Here is a 1,531-nt window from a genome sequence, read left to right on the forward strand (position 1 = left end):
AGGTCGAGGGTCGGCGGCTCGATCGCCTTCGGGGCGTCCCGCGGCGGCGCGAGGCCGCCGAGGCTGCGCTGGATCAGGTCGGTCGCCTCGGCGAGGCGTCCCGCACCGGTGAGCCGGGTCGCCTCCATCATGTCGGCGAAGCGGTCGCGCATCTGCTCGGAAGGATCGGTCATGGGATGTCCTCGGATCGCCGGGGGCGGATCGGAAAGGGCGGGGCGGCTCAGCGCAGCCGGTCGGCCAGGGCGGCGCGGACGGCGGGGCTGGCCTGGAGGCTGCCGAGCACGTCGAGGGAGGCGATCGCCGCACGGGCGAGTTCGGGGGTCACGTCTGTGGCGATGGTGGCGAGGCCGAGCACGCGGATGTCGAGCATTCGCCCCTCGGCCCGCGCCGCCTCGAGGCTCGCCCGGTCAATGTGGCGCAGGCCGAGCTCGACGCTGCGCCGCGCCACCGACTGGCGCGTCACGTCGGCATGCCGCTCGATCTGGTTGCGGATCGCGGTGCGGATGAAGTCGCTGCGGTTCGAGAACAGCCCTTCCGCGACGAGGAGGTCGACATGCCCGAGATCGACATGCCCGAGGTTGATCGTGATCTTCTCGCTGTCGTGCTGCCGGGCCGGCACCTTCGCGGTTCTGGGCCGCACCATCGCTTCCATCATCGCGACCATCCCGTCACCATCCGTGTGGATGGCATATGGGAAGCGGTTTTTGCATTGCAATACGATTTTGCGGCGGCGCACCAAGACGTGATGCGGCGGATCGGTCATGGGGCGGAGGACCAGCCCCGCAAGGAGCGAGCACGCGCGGCTGCGGCTTCGCGGATGCGACCGGGATCTTCCTCGATCCGGTGGTCGCGTGGCAGGACACCCGGACGGATGACGGTGAGATCCGGATGGTCGCGGTCGGCGTCCGGGACGGCACGTTCTACACGGTGGTCTACGTCGACCGGACGACGGAAGCGGGCGCGCCGATCCGTTGGATCATCACCGCATGGCCGTCGCATCGGAAGGAGTGTGCCTTGTGACGAAGATCAGTCTGAGCGAACTCCGCACGCGTGCGCCGCCGGTCGATCGAGCCAAGCTGGACGCAACCACCGAGGCGCAGATCGAGGCGTACCGGAGCGAAGACGGCTACGGCGACCTTCCCGTGCCGGATGCCGCCCGCGTGGTCGAGTCGTCCCAGGCGCTTCGCGTGCGTCTGGGGCTGACGCAGAAGGAAATCGCCGCGGCGTTGCGCATTCCCCTCGGCACCCGGCGCAACTGGGAACAGGGACGCGTCACCCTAGAACCGGCGGCGGCTCTCCTCGTCGTCGTCTCGCGGATGCCCGAAGCCGCCATGGACGCTTTGGGCGGACAATCGGACAGGTCCACCGGGACCTCGTGATCCCCGCGGGCGTGTAAACCGATCGACCATCGTCAGACCGCAGAATCCTCGCCGATGTACTCGGCCCAGATCGCGTTGCCACCGAGGCTTGCGCGGAAGGCGGCGTGGCGCGCGCGCTCGGCGTCGGTGAGGCGGGCGCGGGTTGTGCGGGC

General features: G+C 69.6%; 3 protein-coding genes and 1 pseudogene. 2 read left to right on the forward strand and 2 right to left on the reverse strand.

The features are described 5' to 3' along the window. Together FV222_RS31560 and FV222_RS25715 are read right to left on the reverse strand one after the other, a co-directional pair. Positions 1–173 (reverse strand): annotated as a pseudogene (locus tag FV222_RS31560) (esterase); the annotation flags it as partial. A gap of 47 nt (positions 174–220) precedes the next feature. Further along, positions 221–655: a CopG family transcriptional regulator gene (locus tag FV222_RS25715; protein WP_187277478.1), complete on the reverse strand. Its 435-nt coding sequence runs from the start codon at positions 653–655 to the stop codon at positions 221–223. A 188-nt stretch (positions 656–843) separates the two neighbouring features. Here FV222_RS25715 and FV222_RS31565 point away from each other — a divergent pair, with 188 nt between their 5' ends. Together FV222_RS31565 and FV222_RS25725 are read left to right on the forward strand one after the other, a co-directional pair. After that, positions 844–1,020, forward strand: coding sequence for a BrnT family toxin (locus tag FV222_RS31565; RefSeq protein ID WP_246685668.1), 177 nt, complete (start codon positions 844–846; stop codon positions 1,018–1,020). After that, positions 987–1,379 (forward strand): transcriptional regulator, encoded by a 393-nt coding sequence (locus tag FV222_RS25725; RefSeq protein ID WP_210248512.1) that lies wholly within the window; start codon positions 987–989, stop codon positions 1,377–1,379. Before FV222_RS31565 ends, FV222_RS25725 begins: the two co-directional genes overlap by 34 nt. The last annotated feature ends 152 nt before the right edge of the window (positions 1,380–1,531 follow it).

Origin of the sequence: Methylobacterium sp. WL103, from assembly GCF_008039885.1 — a bacterium.
Taxonomy (GTDB): Bacteria; Pseudomonadota; Alphaproteobacteria; order Rhizobiales; family Beijerinckiaceae; genus Methylobacterium; species Methylobacterium cerastii.